The sequence below is a fragment of the uncultured Dysosmobacter sp. genome, from assembly GCF_947631165.1.
Classification (GTDB): Bacteria; Bacillota; Clostridia; order Oscillospirales; family Oscillospiraceae; genus Oscillibacter.
In genome coordinates, this window is sequence record NZ_CANRKH010000009.1 from 38046 (window position 1) to 53469 (window position 15424).

The following is a 15424-nucleotide window of genomic DNA, read 5'->3' on the forward strand; positions in this document are numbered from 1 at the left end:
GATTTCATTATGACGATTCTGGAACTGCGTGAGAAACGCGCAAAGGCATGGGAGGCGGCAAAGGCATTCTTGGATTCCCACAGGAAGGAGAACGGAGTCCTTTCTGCAGAGGACGATGCCGCATACACGAAGATGGAGCAGGAGATCACCGACCTGGGGAAGGAGATCGCAAGGCTGGAGCGGCAGGAGGCCCTGGATGCGGAGCTGAACCGCCCGGTGAACAAGCCCCTCACGGGGAAGCCGGGCGGCAGGGCGGACGATACGGAGGATAAGACCGGGCGTGCCTCCGACGATTACCGGAAGAACTTCTGGAACGCCATGCGCTCCAAGGCGCCGATGCCTGCGGTCGCCAACGCCCTGCAGGTTGGCACGGACTCCGAGGGCGGCTACCTGGTGCCGGATGAATACGAGAGGACGCTGGTGGAGGCTTTGGAGGAAGAGAACATCTTCCGGCAGATAGCGAAGGTGATAAAGACCTCAAGCGGCGACCGCAAGATTCCCGTTGTTGCATCTAAAGGCACGGCATCCTGGATTGACGAGGAGGGCGCATACCCGGAAAGCGACGATTCCTTCGGGCAGGTTTCCATTGGCGCTTACAAGCTGGGCACCATGATCAAGGTTTCCGAGGAGCTGTTAAACGACAGCGTCTTTGACCTGCAGTCCTATATCTCCCGCGAGTTTGCCCGCCGCATCGGGGCGAAGGAAGAGGAGGCGTTCTTCACGGGGGACGGCAAGGGCAAGCCCCTGGGCGTGCTTGCGACCACGGGCGGCGCAGAAACGGGCGTGACCGCCGCCTCTGCAACTGCTGTGACGGCGGATGAGCTGATGGATTTATATTATTCGCTGAAATCCCCGTACCGCAAGAAATCCGTGTGGGTGCTGAATGATTCCACCATCAAGGCCATCCGCAAGCTGAAGGACAATAACGGGCAGTATTTGTGGCAGCCTTCTTTGGTGGCAGGAACGCCGGATACCATCCTTGGCAGGCCGGTGAAGACCTCTGCGTATATGCCGTCCATTGCCGCAGGCGCAAAGACCATCGCCTTCGGTGACTTTTCCTATTACTGGATTGCCGACCGGCAGGGGCGTTCCTTCAAGCGCCTGAACGAGCTGTTCGCAGCCACCGGGCAGGTGGGATTCCTCGCCTCGCAGCGTGTGGACGGGAAGATGATCCTTGCGGAAGCGGTGAAGGTGCTGGTGCAGAAAACGGCATCCGCAGGCTGATGGAAGGGGGCGGGCATGGTGGTGACGCTGGAAGAAATGAAAAATTACCTCCGTGTGGACTACGATGACGATGATGCCCTGATCGGAAGCATTATCAGGGCGTCGGAAAAAATCTGCATGGATGTGGCGCGGATGGATGACGCGGGGGAGTTTGCGGCAGTGGAAAACGCAGGGATAGCCGTGCAGTATACGGCCGCCTATCTGTATGAACACCGGGAGGATGCCGACCACCATGCCCTCACGCTCACCCTGCGCTCGCTCCTTTCAGGCAGCCGGAAGGAGGCGTTCTGATGGAGGTTTCCCTTTTGAATGTCCGCATCACCTTCCAGAAGAATGCCGTGGCGGTGGACGGCGCCGGCAACCACAAAAATACATGGACGGATTATTATTCCTGCCATGCTACGGTAGGCGGCGAGGCGGGGAAGCAGACCAGCGAAGCAGATGTGGCTGCCACAGTAGTGGATGAACCGGATATTTCCTTCACGGTAAGGTACTGTAAAAAGGCATCCGTGGTTGATTCCACGGGATACCGCGTGGTGTTTGGCGGCGGGATTTACGATATCCTTGCCGTTGACCACATGAATTATAAAAAGAAATGTCTGAAATTTAAGTGCAGGAAAGCGAGGCGGTGAGGATGGCAGGAAAAAGGGTGGGCATTGACAGCTTTGCGGCCGTGCTGGAGCAGTCGCTCTCGGATTACGGGATATCCACGGCGGCAAATGTGAAGGCTGCAGTCACGAAGGCGGGGGAAGCTGTAAAAGGCCAGATACAGTCCACGGCGCCGAGGGATACGGGGAGGTATGCAAAAAGCTGGTCTGCGGACACCGTGAAGGAGACGGCATCCGCCAAGGCGGTGGTGGTGCATTCAAAGAAGCAGTACCGGCTGACGCACCTGCTGGAGTTCGGCCACGCAAAGCGGGGCGGCGGCAGGACGAAGGCGCAGCCCCATATCGCGCCTGCGGAGAAAGCCGGGTTTGAACTGCTCCTGTCCGAGGTGGAAAAGGGGGTGAAGGGATGACGCACGGGGAAGTCATGGCAATGGTGGAAGAGATGGGGCTGCCTTATGCCTACCACCATTTTGCGGAAGGGGAATCCCCGGAGCCGCCCTTCCTTGTATTTTTATATCCGGAGGCTGACAATTTTTCGGCTGACGGCATCGTGTATTTCAGGATAAACAGGCTCCACATAGAGCTTTACACGGATTTGAAGAACCCGGACCTGGAAGAGTCCATAGAAGCGGTCCTGCTCAGATACGGCATCTTCTACGGGAAATCGGAAACGTGGATAGAATCGGAAAAACTGTATGAAGTTTTGTATGGAATGGAGGTATGACATGAAGAACAACAAAGTGAAATTCAATATCTGCAACTGCCATTACGCATTGCAGAAGGCACAGGAGAACGGGGAGATGGCATTTGAAAGCCCCGTGGCAATGCCCGGAGCGGTATCCCTTTCCCTGGACCCCAACGGCGAGCCGGAGTCTTTCTATGCGGACGGTATCGAGTATTACATCATAGCCAACAACATGGGCTATGACGGCGACCTGGAACTGGCGCTGATCCCGGAGAGCTTCCGCACGGACGTGCTGAAGGAGGAAGCGGACAGCAATGAGGTATTGGTGGAGAACGCCCATTCCGAGACGGCGGCCTTTGCGCTGCTCTTTGAGTTTGACGGGGACATCCGCAAGATACGCCATGTGCTGTATAACTGTTCCGCAAGCCGCCCCAAGATCGAGGGCAAGACTAATGAGGAGAGCCGGGAGGTGCAGACGGAAACGCTGTCCATCAAGGCGCGCCCGCTGGCAAGCGGCTATGTGAAAGCCAAGACCGGGAACAAGACATCTGCGGAGACTTATGCGAACTGGTACAAGAGCGTGTATCTGCCGGAACCCAAAGCGGCGGATGCGGACACAGAAGGACAGGGATAAGGAGGCGGAAAGGATATGAGCATTGTAAGGAAGATAGAGATTGACGGGCAGGATGTGCTGTTCAAGGCATCGGCGGCGATCCCACGCATTTACCGCTTGAAGTTCCAGCGTGACATTTATAAGGATTTGCGGATTCTGGAAAAGAGCATAGGGGAAGGGGATGAGGAAAACTCCAACCTCGATTTATTCTCATTGGAGATGTTCGAGAATATCGCCTACACGATGGCGAAGCACGCCGACCCGCAGATACCGAATGAAGTGGATGAATGGCTGGACAGCTTCAATACTTTTTCCATCTACCAGGTCCTTCCGCAATTGATAGAACTGTGGGGGCTGAATGTAAAGACAGATGTGGAGGCTAAAAAAAACTTCGCCCAACTGAGCGGGAAATGACCACGCCGCTGTTCCTGCTCCGGTGTGTGCAGCTTGGGCTTTCGATGGCGGACCTTGAGCTGCTCTCCATCGGGCTGATCAATGATATGTATGCCGAGAGCATGAACGATTCCTGCACCTACGCGGTGCTTGGGACGCAGGAGGACATGGACCAGTTTTGAGCGGGGCGTGTAACGGAAAGGCAGGATGCCCGGAGAAATCCGGGTATTTTTATGCCCATTCACAGGGGAGGTGCTTTGGGTGGGAGCGTCAAGGATACAGGGAATCACGGTGGAGATTGGCGGCGACACCACAAAGCTGACAGCCGCATTAAAAGGGGTAAACGGGGAGATACGCACCACGCAGTCGCAGCTCCGGGACGTGGAGCGGCTCCTAAAACTGGACCCCGGCAACACGGAACTGCTGGCACAGAAGCACAGGCTCCTTGCGGATGCGGTGCGGGAGACGAAGGAAAAGCTGGAAACCCTGAAAGCCGCTGCGGAACAGGCAAACGAGGCGCTGGCAAAAGGGGAGATCACCCAGGAGCAGTATGACGGGCTGCAGCGGGAGATCATCGAGACCGAGGAAAGGCTGAGAAGCCTCGAAGAACAGGCCAACCAGTCGGCGGTGGCGGTGCAGAAGATCGCCGCCGTGGGGGAGGACTTAAAAAACTTAGGGGATAAGATTTCCGGGGTGGGGACTACCCTCACCAAGACCGTGACCACGCCTATCGTGGGGCTTGGCACGGTGGCGGTCAAGACGGCGGCGGACTTCGATACTGCCATGAGCCAGGTCGGGGCGGTGTCCGGGGCAACGGGAAAAGACCTTGATGCCCTCCGGGATAAGGCAAGGGAGATGGGGAGCAAGACCAAGTTCTCCGCATCCGAGGCAGCCGAGGCCATGAACTACATGGCGATGGCGGGCTGGAAAACCTCGGATATGCTCTCCGGCATCGAGGGCATTATGAACCTTGCAGCCGCCTCCGGGGAGGACTTGGCAACTACCTCCGATATCGTGACGGATGCCCTGACCGCCTTTGGCTTGACCGCAGCGGATTCCGGGCATTTCGCGGATATCCTTGCGGCGGCCAGTTCCAATGCCAACACCAACGTCTCCATGATGGGCGAGACCTTCAAATACTGTGCGCCCATTGCCGGGGCTTTGGGATTCTCCGCGGAAGATACCGCAGAGGCAATCGGCTTGATGGGCAATGCGGGAATTAAGTCCACGCAGGCCGGTACCGCGCTCCGTACCATCATGAGCAACCTTTCCGGGGAAGTGAAAATCTGCGGTGCGGGCATCGGGGAAGTGACCATTGCAACCACCAATGCAGACGGGAGCATGAGGGATTTGAGCGCCATCCTGGCTGACTGCAGGACGGCTTTCGGCGGGCTGTCGGAATCCGAAAAGGCAGCGGCGGCAGAGGCTTTGGTAGGCAAGAATGCCATGTCAGGATTCCTTGCGCTGATGAACGCCGCCCCTGCGGACATTGAGAAGGTGAGCAGCGCCATAGCCAACTGTGACGGGAAGTCTGCGGAGATGGCGGCCACCATGCAGGATAACCTTGCCGGGCAGCTTACCATCCTAAAGAGCCAGTTGCAGGAGCTTGCCATTTCCTTTGGTGAAATCCTCATGCCCGCCATCCGCCAGATCGTCACATGGGTGCAGGGATTCGTGGATAAGCTGAACGGCATGGATGAGGGGACGAAGAACACCATCGTCACCATCGGCCTGCTTGCGGCGGCAATCGGCCCCGTGCTTATCATCATCGGGAAAGTGGTCTCGGCGGTGGGCAGCATCATGACATTCATCCCCACGCTGATCGGCGGCATTTCCAGTATCGGCGGCGGGCTTAGTGCGCTGTGGGGAATCCTTGCGGCGAACCCGGTAACGCTGGTCATTGCGGCAATCGCGGCACTGATAGCCATTTTTGTGGCGCTGTGGAATAACTGCGAGGGCTTCCGGGAGTTCTGGATCAACCTTTGGAACGTGATAAAAGATGCCGCCATAGCTGTGTGGAATGGCCTGAAAGACTTTTTCTCCAATATCTGGAACGCCATCACTGGGGCGGCGCAGGCCATTTGGAATGGGCTGAAAGATTTCTTTAGCGGGCTGTGGGAGGGCATCAAGAACATTTTCCAGACTGTCCTTGATGTGATAAAGACGCTCATTGTGGCGCGGTTCGAGTTTTACAAGACCATCATCACAACCGTGCTGAATGTGATACAGACGGTGGTCTCCACGGTTTGGAATGCGATTAAAACCGTGATTGAGACTGTGACAAACGCCATCGGCTCTTTCCTTTCCAGTGCGTGGGAGGCGATACGGAATACCGTCACCACGGTAATGGAGGCGATCAGAAACGTCATTACCACGGTATGGGAAGCCATCAAGTCAGCGGTGACGGCGGTGCTTTCCGCCATTAAGGACGTGGTGGTTTCTGCGTGGGAGGCGATAAAGAACGCCATCACCACGGCAATGGAGGCGATACGCTCTGCGGTCATTGCAGCATGGGAAGCCATCAAGAGCGCGGTTTCCTCTGCGATTGAAGCGATAAAAAATGTGGCTGTGGCCGCATGGGAGGCGATAAAGTCAGCGGTCATTTCCATTATGGAGGCAATCAAATCCGCCATCACCGCAGCGTGGGAGGCCATCAAATCAGCCGTCAGTTCCGTGGTCAATGCGATAAAAGAGGTCATCACCAGTGTGTGGAATGCCATCAAGTCCACGGTCACCAGTATCGTGGGCGGCCTGAAGGATGCGGTGGTAAATGTATTTAACAGCCTGCTCTCAGGAATCAAAAACGCCATGAGCGGCATTGCCGGGGCGGTGAAGAGCGGATTTGATGCCGCGATAAACTTCATCAAGGGGCTGCCCTCACAGGCATTGCAGTGGGGCAAGGATATCATCGGCGGGCTGATCAACGGCATCAAGTCCAAGATCAGCGGCCTTGTGGACAGCGTGAAGGACATCGCGGGGACGATTGCGTCCTTCCTGCATTTCTCCGAGCCGGACGAGGGACCGCTTTCCAACTTCCACACGTTCATGCCGGACATGATCGACCTGCTCGGAAAAGGGATAAAAGGCAACCTCGGAAAGCTGACCGGCCCCATGAAGGAACTGGCCGGAACGCTCATCCCTGCCACGGATTCCATGACGGCGGGGGCGCAGGCGGCAGGAGGCTCCGGCAGCGGTTCCTCACTGGCGGCAAGGCTGGATGCCATGTATGAAGTGGTGACAAAGTATCTGCCGAGGCTGGCAGACGCACAGGTGGTATTGGATTCCGGTGTATTGGTGGGAGAGTTATCTGACGGGCTGAACCGGGAGCTGGGAAAGGCGTATTCATGATAAGGAAATTCAAACTCATTAATGGGGAAGGGGCGTCATGGGATTTGAACGCCCGGACGTCCTTTTTCCATTCCATTGGCGGCTTCGGCTATAAGGACGGGACGCAGTATGAACAGATCGGCACGGACTTCATCCCCCTGGAGGAATTATTTTCACAGGGCGTGATGACCGGGCGGATATTTTTCGGCGGGAAAAACGCATACCAGAACTACCGGGCATTCTCCCGGTTCGTCCGGGCAGTGCCGCTGACCCTTGTGTATGAGATGGAGGAGGCTTTCCGCATTCCGGTGCGGATGACGGAGATCGCAAAGAGCGAACTTATTACTGGCGGCGCGGGCTTAGACTGCGAGGTGGCTTTCACGGCAACCGGGCAGTTTTATAAGAATGTTTCCGGATACAGCGGGACGCTCTCCATCGGCGGGAAGATTTACCCTTACGAATACACCTATGCCTATGCGGATGTGACGCAGAACACCCTCATGATCGACAGCGACAGCCGCGGGGACAGCCCGTGCAAGGTGACGGTGTACGGCCCATGCACGAACCCGGTATGGAAGCACTATGTGAATAATGTCCTATATGAAACGGGAAGGTATGAGGGCAGCATCCCGGACGGGCATAAGCTGGTCATTGACACCACGCAGATTCCCTACAGCATCACGGAGCGGGGCGTCAGTGACGAGGTGGTGGCGGACAGGTACCAGATGTGCGATTTTACCACGGAGCGGTTCTTCCACCTGCAGTACGGCAGCAACCGCATTTCCGTGGTGCATGAGGGGCTGAACATTCTGAATGTTATGGTAGAAGGGAGGATCAGCTATGAGACCGTATAACGTGGAGATATTCACGCAGGACTTTGAGATGGTGGGGAACACCAATGTGAATGAGGTTACCTATAAAGAGGACTATTTATCATCGGACGGCAATACCGTGACGGTGCTTGCCCTGCCCGGTGTGAAGAAGCAGGACTACATCCGCATCAGCCGGGGCAGTGAGGAATATGCCGGAATCGTGACGGAGATCGGCTATGGGACGGACAAGTCAAAGAAGTTACAGACCATTTCCTATAAGCCGCTGATGGAGCTGCTCAATACGGATGTGCTGTTTGATGTGGATTTGCAGGGGCAGGGGAGCATGGAGCAGTTCATCTGTGACCGTATCCGTGAAATGTTCATCACAAACGAGGATGAAATGCAGAACATCCGTGGTCTTTCAGTTACAGCGGCAACAGCCACAAAAGATTGGAGCCTTCACATCACGCCCTCCGACAAGGGCGGGCATCACAACATCGTGAACCTCATTGATTCCGTCATCATCCCGGCAATGGAGAAGTACAGTATTTTGGTAAAGACAAAGCTGGACATCCAGAACCGGGAAGTGCAGATCACGGTGGGGAGGGCGGCGGCTGGCATCATCACCATAGAGAGCGATTTGCCGAATATCATCAAAAAGAGCGTCACCATCAAACAGGTCAGCGCCGATGTGAATAAGCTGATTATTTATGATGCGGAAAACTATGCCAACACCCGGATTTATTATCTGCATCCCGATCTTGGCTATGACACGAAAGACCGTGACCGCATTGTCCCGGTGGTCTGTGAGATGCAGGCCGTTTCCCATGAGGAGGGGAGCAGCTTTGAAAGTGCCGCCATCAGCGCCGCCCATAACAAGTTCGCAAATTTATCCTATTCAAACCTCATAGAGCTTACCATGATGAACGGTGATGCTCTGGTGAAGCCGGAGGAGATGGAATTCGGACAGGTGGCGGACATCATCTCGGACGGGCGCAGTTACCGCAGCATCCTCACCGGGAGGGAGCGGGGCAAAAATACAAAGCTGGTATTCGGCACGGTGCGGCTGGACTTGACTAAGATTTTAAGGAGGCAGGAGAATGGCTGATAATATCACACTGAAAACCTATAAGGGCGGAAATGTCACGCCGCAGGATGACGCCATCATCTATGAGACGGCAATTCCCGGCAGCGGCATCTTCAAAGGCTGCGAAGTGACCTATGCGAGAGGAAATGTGCTGCATATCTCGCAGGGCTTTGGCATGATACGAGGACGCTTTTTTGAAGTGTATGAAACGGAGATTGACGTGCGCCTTGCAGATGTAGGGGAAACATTGCAAGGGCGGGTGTATATCCACCTTGACCTGTCCAATGCGGATGAGCCGATCAAGATAATGGCGCAGGCGGCATCGGAGCTTCCGCCGCTGGATGCGGACGTGAACATCAATTACAACAATTCCTCTTACGATCTGGAACTTGCCATCTTTACCGTATCTTCGGCGGGACTTAGCGGCCTGACTAAAGTATTCCCCACGCTGAAAGCTGGGAGCGGAGGCGGTGGCGGCGGAGGGGAAACTCTCACCCGCGCCACATCTTACTCCATAGGGGATGCGGTGACGGCGGTGGGCGCTCCGGGGTGGGCAACGCTTGTCTGCACACAGGCAGGCACCACAGCCGCCTCCGAGCCTTCCGGGTATTCGAGGATCACGAAAGTGGGCGACAAAGTTTTAGATGGAACTGCGGTATTCACGGCAAGGAATGTCATCGGGGAGCTGGACGGCCTTATTTCCACAACGGGGACTTTGGAAGAATCCGTACAGACGCTGGATGAAAAGGTGGCGGAGATGATGAGCAGTACCGGGCTTGTGATGAAACTGGTGAGCCTAGACGAATACCGGGCATTGGAAAACTACAGTGCAAGCACCATTTACCTCTGCTATGAGGATGCCGCCACCAAGAGGGTGACGCGGATTTTCGTAGGGGAGGACAGGGTTTATGCGGCTGGCGTCAAAGTGACATACCAGATCGACACGGGATATGCGCTGGAACGTACCGTGCCGGACAGGGAGGATGCCATTGCCGCCGCACCGTCTGCCGCATTGGAGGGCTATACCTTTGTGGGGTGGCGGCAGGATGGTTCCGCAGAAAAGAAGGTGCTTTCCGAGTTCATCATTACTTCGGAAGAACCAGTCACTTTATATGCGGTTTTCAAAAAGCAGATGACCATCGGGCTGATGCCCAACGGCGGAACCCTTGCAGAAACCGGGGCGGCGGAGTCCTTTACGGCTTACTGCTATTACAATAACGGGAATGCGCAGAGCGAGCCTACCACAGTCCCGGCAAGCCCTTACACAAGAAAGAATATGTCTTTCTGCGGATGGAGTACGGATTCCCTTTCCACGCCATCCTATAAGCCGGGGGAAAAGGGTGTGTTCCCTGCGGGGGCAACGCTCTATGCCATGTGGGTGACCACAGAATATGACTTCCCCTATACCGGCTCTTATGTGCAGTTCGTTATCCCACAGGACGGCATCTATGAGTTTGAGGTGTGGGGTGCTGCCGGCGCTGCGGCAAAAGTGGACTCCCTTGTGGCGGAAGGCGGTCTTGGCGGTCATTCCAAAGGCTATAAGAAGATGAAAAAAGACGAGGTAATCTATATCTTTAATGGCGGATCACCGAATGGCACATCATCGGGCGCTAACGGCGGCGGACGTGGAAGTAACTATACCAGCAGCAAGCAGTATGGCGCAGGTGGCGGGGGTGCCACCCATGTGGCCGCAAGATATGGGGAATTGGGATATAACAACGGCAGTAATGGCCTGGGCTATAATAACAGAAACCATGTCCTGATCGTGGCAGGCGGAGGCGGCGGCGGGGGAATCGACAATGAAACTGTCCACAAGGGCGGGGACGGCGGCGGGGAGCGCGGCGGCAATGGCTCCGGCGGTGCATTGGGCGGGAGGCAGATGTCCACAAGCAGCAGCACGTCTGAAAATTTTGGCATGGGGGATTACTATTCATCAAGCGGCACAGCTTCTTCCGGCGGCGGAGGCGGATGGTTCGGCGGGAACTGTGGGATGAACGGTGAGTCCGGCGCAGGCGGCTCCGGCTATGTTGACGGTGTCGCGCCATTCACCCACAACGGGAAATATTACCCTGCGGAGACCGAGGCAGGGGTGAACGATGGGAACGGAAAGGCATTCATCCGGTATGTGGAATGTGCGTAAATATGTACAGTTTTCCATCTGTATGTTTGTGCATCCTATGCTCCGAATTATCTTGATAATATCCCCATTCAGAGCGAATATGGGTGTACAAAACAAGCAGAGCTTGTTTCCAAAAGAAAACGGAGGGAAACACAATGACGAGATTTGCAATGGAGATAACGGGAAGGCTTGGAGATTACTGGAAAAAGAATGCAGAGGAGGAAATGAAAAAGGCTGTGATAACGGCGGATTCCCACGCAACGGTCGAGGCAGACGGAGCCATTAAGTGGAACAGAAACGGGCGCTACCTGATGGATGACTTATGTGAGAAACTTGAATACGCAGGATACCCTTTTGACAGGGAGGCAACCGCAAGAAAACGGGATGCACAGAATGCGGAGAGCATCGCAGAATACCGCAGGAACCACAGGGGGCTTTCCGGGGAGGCACTTGCGGAGGCAAGAGCAGCATTCGGGGAAGGCACTACTGTGGTTAATGTACTAACAGGAAGGAAAACAAGACTTTAAGGCAGAAAACAAAACCGAATAACGCTGGAAACTGGCGGATGCCCATTACGGACACCCGCTTTTTTCATACACAAAAATTTTTTAAAGGAGGGTTTCACTATGAAGGAATTCTGGAACACGATCCAACTCATCTTTACAGCCATCGGGGGATGGCTTGGCTGGTTCCTCGGCGGCTGTGACGGCCTGCTGTATGCGCTCATCGCATTTGTGACGGTGGACTATATCACGGGCGTTATGTGCGCCGCAGCTGATAAGAAGCTGTCCAGCGAGGTGGGCTTCAAGGGCATCGCAAAGAAGGTGCTGATCTTTTTGCTGGTGGGGATCGCCAACATCCTCGATGTGCAGGTCATCGGGAGCGGCTCCGTTCTTCGCACGGCAATCATCTTTTTCTATATCTCCAACGAGGGCGTGAGCCTTTTGGAGAATGCCGGACACCTTGGGCTGCCCATCCCGGAAAAGCTGAAGGACATCCTGGCGCAGCTCCATGACAGGGCAGAAAGCGGGAAGGGGGACGAGTAATTATGAAACTGGTGGAATCGATCATGACAAGGAACCCCTGCTATACGGCAGGGCGGAAGATCACGGTCAAGGGGCTGATGCTCCATTCCGTGGGCTGCCCGCAGCCGAAAGCGTCCGTATTCATCAATTCGTGGAACAGCCCTGCGCATGACGCATCCTGCGTCCACGGATTCATTGACGGGAATGACGGCACGGTATACCAGACGCTCCCCTGGAACCACCGGGGATGGCACTGCGGAAGCGGGAATAAAGGAAGCGGGAACAATACCCATATCGGGGTGGAGATGTGCGAGCCTGCGTGTATCAAATACACGGCAGGCTCGAACTTTACCTGCTCCGACATAGCTACGGCAAAAGCGGTGGCAGAAAGGACCTATGGGGCGGCGGTGGAGCTGTTCGCCATGCTCTGTAAGAAATACGGCCTGGACCCGCTGGCGGACGGCACCATCATCAGCCACAGGGAGGGGCACAGTCGGGGCATTGCTTCCAATCATGGTGACCCGGAGCATCTCTGGATGCAGCTTGGCATGGGGTACACCATGGATTCCTTCCGCAAATCGGTCAGGGCGGCAATGGATGAGGCCGGCACGGACGGATACACGGAGATCATGGGGAGGGCTGCGGCAACGCTGGAGCAGATGAAATCATATATCAGGGCAAAGAACCCTGCTGTGGTGCCGTCCGTGCTGGATATGCTGCCGCTGTACCTTTCAGAAGGGGAAGCGGAGGGAGTGAGGGGCGACATTGCCTTTGCGCAGTCCTGCCTTGAGACAGGGAATTTTACGTTCTCAGGCTCTGCGGTCACGCTGGGGCAGAACAATTTCTGCGGCCTTGGGGTGACGCAGAGAGGTAAAACAGGATTGTCTTTTGGCACGCCGCAGCTTGGCATCCGGGCACAGGTGCAGCACCTCAAAGCCTATGCCTCCGCAGAAGCCCTCGCAAATGAGAGGGTTGATCCACGTTTCCGCTATGTCACAAGGGGCTGTGCGCCTTATGTGGAGTGGCTTGGGCAGAAGGAGAACCCGCAGGGGAAAGGCTGGGCGGCAGGGGAGAAGTATGGGGAGAAGATGCTTTCCATCCTGAAAGCAGTCATGGACGAAGGGAAGGTGCAGTTCATGGAGAGCCTTACGCTTTCCGCACCCTATATGGTGAGGGTGGCAATCCCCGACCTGAACATCCGCAGGGGGCCGGGGACAGGATATGCAAGGATAGGGAAATACACGGGAATTGGAAATTTCACCATTGTTGAGGAGGCTGATGGAAAAGGCGCGTCAAAGTGGGGGCTGCTGAAAGCATACCAGGATAAGCGGGACGGGTGGATTTCCCTTGACCATACGGTGAGGATGTAAAACGAAACAGGGATAATGGAAATGCCCACGGACGGCCATGCTGCTTTCCGCGGGCATTCTTTTTTTGTACCCATAATGCTTTCACCCAGGACGTTTTCCGTTACCGCTTGGCACGAGCAGGTCTTCCATATGCACGCCCAATATCCTGCTGAGCATATACAGGTTGTCAATGGAGGGCAGGGTGCGGCCCCTGATCCACCGGTATATGGGCTGTGGGCAGGACAGCCCCAGCATTTCCTGCAGTTCCCTTATGCTGTAGCCGCCCTGCTTTATGGCACTGTTTATTTTTTTCCCTGTCAGGACGGCGTCCAGCGTTGTAAATGTGTTTCCTGGCATCATAAAATTCCCCCTTCCGTAGTGATGCATATTAACTCTGAACCGCATGGATATCAACTGGAAAACGGGCATCGGAAGGAAATGGCTGAGACAGGAAAAACCAGTTGCTATATGGGAAAACCTATGCTTATATATGAGACGCCGAGAGATGGGAAGGAGGTGGAGGAAGATGCAGGAAGCTTTTATTTCGGATGAGGAACGGGAAAAATGCAGGAAGGTCGCAGAGGCATTCCGGGAGGCGCTTGAAGGGGAGGATCTGGTGGTGCTTGACGCAGGGCGGTTCGGGTTTGTGAAGTTGCAATATTACAAGCCGCCATGGGGGTTTGACAATGTATTCACATTCCTGGATGCCGGGGCGTTGTTTGATGACCTGTGGGAGGAGTGGATGGATTCGCAGCTTCTGGAGTATGCAAAAGATACACCGATGGTGGAAATGGAATATGACCAGATATTCAGGTGTATGCCGAAGGAGATGCAGGATTCCTATGTGCTGAAGAAACAGGAATTCATGGAAGCCGCAGGATGCGGGTTCCTGTCTGGCTTTGGAAAAGCCTGAAAACATTCTGATATGGCAATGCCCGCAGAAACCGTCCAAGGTTCCTGCGGGCATTCTTTTTTTGCCGTCCTTCTGGAAACTGCGGTTTAACCTGCTGCGCTGCTGTTTTCTTCCCATTTCGGGACCTTCAGCGTGTTGCGGAACAGCTCGATACAGTCCGAAAAGCCGAGCAGGTAGGCAAGCGCGCCGTACCGTGCGCCGAGTGCGTTCTGCTCGCTGACATACTGGTCAATGAGCAGCCGGGTTTCCCTTGGCAGGTCCATGGCATCAAGCTGTCCGGAGTAGACATCAGATCTGCGCAGGATCTCCTGGTACTCTTCATCCGCAGCCTGGATGCTGTTTAAGACGGTGTTCACCCGCAGGTCCATCAACTGGTACATTACGGAATCTTTATCCATGGCGGTATCCCTCCTTTCCTTAGTGGTGCATATTAACTCTGAATCCGTGGATTAGCAAGTTGATTTTTCAACATGAATGGGTATCCAAAACCGGCTGTAAATCTCCGTATGTTGAGGAGGCATCCGCAGGCCGGAGCGCCTCCCGTAAATGGACGGGGACAGTGGCGGCAGATATTTTTGCGCCGGAGGGTGTATAAAGCCGCCCGTAAATCTCCGTATGTTGAGGAGGTGCCGGATATGACGGACACGCAGAAAGACAGGATACGGCAGATGAAGGCGGACGGCGTTGGATATATAAAGATCGCACGGGAACTTGGACTTTCGGAGAATACTGTAAAGTCATTCTGCCGGAGAGAAGGGCTGAATGGGAAGGCACTGGATGGGATGTCTCCAGCCCCTGGAACTGATATAGGAATCTGCCCATGCTGCGGGACAAAGGTGGTGCAGAATCCGGGGCGGAAAATGAAAAAATTCTGTTCTGATAAATGCCGTAATAAGTGGTGGAACAGCCATCAGGACAGGGTGAAGCGCAGGGCGCATTATGAATTCGTGTGCGCCTACTGCAAAAAGCCGTTCACGGCCTATGGGAATGCGGGAAGGAAATACTGCTCCCATGCGTGTTATGTGGCTGACAGGTTCGGGGGTGGCGCGGATGAGTGAGGAGCAGTTCCGAAACGAGAAAATGTACCATGCCACCATGAACATAGCGAAATCCCTCATGGAACAGGGGGCGATGACGGCAGAGGAGTACGGTCAGATTGATACAATTTTCCGCAAAAAATACCGCCCAATTTTGGTGAGTTTACGGACAGAAATAAGTGGATATAAGGCTGGTTCTATGGCATCATGTGACACTGACAAGGAGGGATGA

Annotated in this window: 20 protein-coding genes; 18 read left to right on the top strand and 2 right to left on the bottom strand. The window is 55.1% G+C overall.

Annotated elements, in window-relative coordinates:
- Window positions 1-6 precede the first annotated feature (6 nt).
- The 15 genes from Q0Z69_RS06280 to Q0Z69_RS06350 all read left to right on the top strand — a co-directional run bounded on the left by Q0Z69_RS06280 (window position 7) and on the right by Q0Z69_RS06350 (window position 13263).
- Entirely contained in the window at window positions 7-1224 is a 1218-nt protein-coding gene (locus Q0Z69_RS06280) for a phage major capsid protein (protein ID WP_367272249.1), read from the top strand.
- Window positions 1225-1239: 15 nt separating this feature from the next.
- Window positions 1240-1515: a head-tail connector protein gene (locus tag Q0Z69_RS06285; RefSeq protein WP_298030934.1), complete on the top strand. Its 276-nt coding sequence runs from the start codon at window positions 1240-1242 to the stop codon at window positions 1513-1515.
- Window positions 1515-1856, top strand: coding sequence for a phage head closure protein (locus Q0Z69_RS06290; protein ID WP_298030938.1), 342 nt, complete (start codon window positions 1515-1517; stop codon window positions 1854-1856). Before Q0Z69_RS06285 ends, Q0Z69_RS06290 begins: the two co-directional genes overlap by 1 nt.
- A 2-nt stretch (window positions 1857-1858) precedes the next feature.
- A complete protein-coding gene (locus Q0Z69_RS06295; RefSeq protein ID WP_298030940.1) occupies window positions 1859-2242 on the top strand; it encodes an HK97 gp10 family phage protein in 384 nt (127 codons plus the stop codon).
- Window positions 2239-2556, top strand: a complete 318-nt coding sequence (locus Q0Z69_RS06300) for a hypothetical protein (protein ID WP_298030943.1) — start codon at window positions 2239-2241, stop codon at window positions 2554-2556. The genes Q0Z69_RS06295 and Q0Z69_RS06300 overlap by 4 nt, the downstream gene beginning before the upstream one ends.
- Before the next feature lies 1 nt (window position 2557).
- A complete protein-coding gene (locus Q0Z69_RS06305) occupies window positions 2558-3151 on the top strand; it encodes a major tail protein (RefSeq protein ID WP_298030946.1) in 594 nt (197 codons plus the stop codon).
- A gap of 15 nt (window positions 3152-3166) precedes the next feature.
- Window positions 3167-3544, top strand: a complete 378-nt coding sequence (locus Q0Z69_RS06310) for a hypothetical protein (protein WP_298030949.1) — start codon at window positions 3167-3169, stop codon at window positions 3542-3544.
- The gene (locus Q0Z69_RS06315; protein ID WP_298030953.1) at window positions 3541-3705 is read left to right on the top strand and encodes a hypothetical protein; all 165 of its coding nucleotides are present in this window, start codon (window positions 3541-3543) and stop codon (window positions 3703-3705) included. Before Q0Z69_RS06310 ends, Q0Z69_RS06315 begins: the two co-directional genes overlap by 4 nt.
- A 79-nt stretch (window positions 3706-3784) precedes the next feature.
- Window positions 3785-6871 (top strand): phage tail tape measure protein, encoded by a 3087-nt coding sequence (locus tag Q0Z69_RS06320; protein WP_298030956.1) that lies wholly within the window; start codon window positions 3785-3787, stop codon window positions 6869-6871.
- Window positions 6872-6915: 44 nt separating this feature from the next.
- Window positions 6916-7704, top strand: coding sequence for a phage distal tail protein domain-containing protein (locus tag Q0Z69_RS06325; protein WP_298030959.1), 789 nt, complete (start codon window positions 6916-6918; stop codon window positions 7702-7704).
- A complete protein-coding gene (locus Q0Z69_RS06330) occupies window positions 7691-8770 on the top strand; it encodes a hypothetical protein (RefSeq protein ID WP_298030962.1) in 1080 nt (359 codons plus the stop codon). The genes Q0Z69_RS06325 and Q0Z69_RS06330 overlap by 14 nt, the downstream gene beginning before the upstream one ends.
- Window positions 8763-10889: a glycine-rich protein gene (locus tag Q0Z69_RS06335; protein ID WP_298030966.1), complete on the top strand. Its 2127-nt coding sequence runs from the start codon at window positions 8763-8765 to the stop codon at window positions 10887-10889. Before Q0Z69_RS06330 ends, Q0Z69_RS06335 begins: the two co-directional genes overlap by 8 nt.
- 134 nt (window positions 10890-11023) lie before the next feature.
- Window positions 11024-11395: a hypothetical protein gene (locus Q0Z69_RS06340; protein WP_298030969.1), complete on the top strand. Its 372-nt coding sequence runs from the start codon at window positions 11024-11026 to the stop codon at window positions 11393-11395.
- Between the two features lie 99 nt (window positions 11396-11494).
- Window positions 11495-11914, top strand: coding sequence for a holin family protein (locus Q0Z69_RS06345; RefSeq protein ID WP_298030972.1), 420 nt, complete (start codon window positions 11495-11497; stop codon window positions 11912-11914).
- A gap of 2 nt (window positions 11915-11916) precedes the next feature.
- The gene (locus Q0Z69_RS06350; RefSeq protein ID WP_298030975.1) at window positions 11917-13263 is read left to right on the top strand and encodes an N-acetylmuramoyl-L-alanine amidase; all 1347 of its coding nucleotides are present in this window, start codon (window positions 11917-11919) and stop codon (window positions 13261-13263) included.
- Between the two features lie 81 nt (window positions 13264-13344).
- Here the strand turns inward: Q0Z69_RS06350 and Q0Z69_RS06355 are convergent, their stop codons facing one another.
- The gene (locus tag Q0Z69_RS06355; protein WP_298030979.1) at window positions 13345-13602 is read right to left on the bottom strand and encodes a helix-turn-helix transcriptional regulator; all 258 of its coding nucleotides are present in this window, start codon (window positions 13600-13602) and stop codon (window positions 13345-13347) included.
- A gap of 166 nt (window positions 13603-13768) precedes the next feature.
- On the opposite strand from Q0Z69_RS06355, the gene Q0Z69_RS06360 reads away from it, so the two are divergent.
- Complete coding sequence (locus Q0Z69_RS06360; protein WP_298030982.1) at window positions 13769-14155, top strand: hypothetical protein; 387 nt, start codon at window positions 13769-13771, stop codon at window positions 14153-14155.
- An 86-nt stretch (window positions 14156-14241) separates the two neighbouring features.
- Here the strand turns inward: Q0Z69_RS06360 and Q0Z69_RS06365 are convergent, their stop codons facing one another.
- On the bottom strand, window positions 14242-14553 hold the full coding sequence (locus Q0Z69_RS06365; RefSeq protein ID WP_298030985.1) for a hypothetical protein: 312 nt from the start codon (window positions 14551-14553) through the stop codon (window positions 14242-14244).
- Between the two features lie 237 nt (window positions 14554-14790).
- On the opposite strand from Q0Z69_RS06365, the gene Q0Z69_RS06370 reads away from it, so the two are divergent.
- Together Q0Z69_RS06370 and Q0Z69_RS06375 are read left to right on the top strand one after the other, a co-directional pair.
- On the top strand, window positions 14791-15213 hold the full coding sequence (locus tag Q0Z69_RS06370) for an RNA polymerase subunit sigma-70 (RefSeq protein ID WP_298030988.1): 423 nt from the start codon (window positions 14791-14793) through the stop codon (window positions 15211-15213).
- Entirely contained in the window at window positions 15206-15424 is a 219-nt protein-coding gene (locus tag Q0Z69_RS06375) for an SHOCT domain-containing protein (RefSeq protein WP_298030992.1), read from the top strand. Before Q0Z69_RS06370 ends, Q0Z69_RS06375 begins: the two co-directional genes overlap by 8 nt.

Coding starts and splice junctions, on each gene's coding strand:
- Q0Z69_RS06285 (WP_298030934.1), top strand. CDS start 1,240: ATGGTGGTGACGCTGGAAGAAATGAAAAATTACCTCCGTGTGGACTAC.
- Q0Z69_RS06365 (WP_298030985.1), bottom strand. CDS start 14,553: ATGGATAAAGATTCCGTAATGTACCAGTTGATGGACCTGCGGGTGAAC.
- Q0Z69_RS06350 (WP_298030975.1), top strand. CDS start 11,917: ATGAAACTGGTGGAATCGATCATGACAAGGAACCCCTGCTATACGGCA.
- Q0Z69_RS06315 (WP_298030953.1), top strand. CDS start 3,541: ATGACCACGCCGCTGTTCCTGCTCCGGTGTGTGCAGCTTGGGCTTTCG.
- Q0Z69_RS06290 (WP_298030938.1), top strand. CDS start 1,515: ATGGAGGTTTCCCTTTTGAATGTCCGCATCACCTTCCAGAAGAATGCC.
- Q0Z69_RS06375 (WP_298030992.1), top strand. CDS start 15,206: ATGAGTGAGGAGCAGTTCCGAAACGAGAAAATGTACCATGCCACCATG.
- Q0Z69_RS06330 (WP_298030962.1), top strand. CDS start 7,691: ATGAGACCGTATAACGTGGAGATATTCACGCAGGACTTTGAGATGGTG.
- Q0Z69_RS06310 (WP_298030949.1), top strand. CDS start 3,167: ATGAGCATTGTAAGGAAGATAGAGATTGACGGGCAGGATGTGCTGTTC.
- Q0Z69_RS06295 (WP_298030940.1), top strand. CDS start 1,859: ATGGCAGGAAAAAGGGTGGGCATTGACAGCTTTGCGGCCGTGCTGGAG.
- Q0Z69_RS06300 (WP_298030943.1), top strand. CDS start 2,239: ATGACGCACGGGGAAGTCATGGCAATGGTGGAAGAGATGGGGCTGCCT.
- Q0Z69_RS06335 (WP_298030966.1), top strand. CDS start 8,763: ATGGCTGATAATATCACACTGAAAACCTATAAGGGCGGAAATGTCACG.
- Q0Z69_RS06355 (WP_298030979.1), bottom strand. CDS start 13,602: ATGATGCCAGGAAACACATTTACAACGCTGGACGCCGTCCTGACAGGG.
- Q0Z69_RS06370 (WP_298030988.1), top strand. CDS start 14,791: ATGACGGACACGCAGAAAGACAGGATACGGCAGATGAAGGCGGACGGC.
- Q0Z69_RS06305 (WP_298030946.1), top strand. CDS start 2,558: ATGAAGAACAACAAAGTGAAATTCAATATCTGCAACTGCCATTACGCA.
- Q0Z69_RS06360 (WP_298030982.1), top strand. CDS start 13,769: ATGCAGGAAGCTTTTATTTCGGATGAGGAACGGGAAAAATGCAGGAAG.
- Q0Z69_RS06340 (WP_298030969.1), top strand. CDS start 11,024: ATGACGAGATTTGCAATGGAGATAACGGGAAGGCTTGGAGATTACTGG.
- Q0Z69_RS06345 (WP_298030972.1), top strand. CDS start 11,495: ATGAAGGAATTCTGGAACACGATCCAACTCATCTTTACAGCCATCGGG.